The sequence below is a fragment of the Bacillus sp. SIMBA_074 genome (genome assembly GCF_046534555.1).
Lineage (GTDB): Bacteria > Bacillota > Bacilli > Bacillales > Bacillaceae_G > Bacillus_A > Bacillus_A mycoides.
Map to the genome: position 1 here is coordinate 1 of NZ_JAWRYM010001156.1, position 239 is coordinate 239.

At 46.0% G+C, this 239-nt stretch carries 1 pseudogene; it reads right to left on the reverse strand.

Annotated features, from left to right (window positions below):
* A pseudogene (locus SB773_RS34360) lies at positions 1 to 239 on the reverse strand (KipI antagonist); the annotation flags it as partial.

Here is a 239-nt window from a genome sequence, read left to right on the forward strand (position 1 = left end):
TACTCGTGAAAATTGAATGGATTCCCCTGGTTTGATCTGGGCGATCATTGGTAAATCTGCCGTAATAACCTGAGCTATCTTAGGGTATCCTCCCGTTGTTTGGCTATCCGCAAGGAGAATGATCGGGTTTCCATCAGGAGGAACCTGAACAGAGCCGTTAGTTACTGCTTCAGACAATAGCTCACGTTTCTCGTTTAACTCAAGCAAAGGGCCAGATATCCTATAGCCCATACGATCAG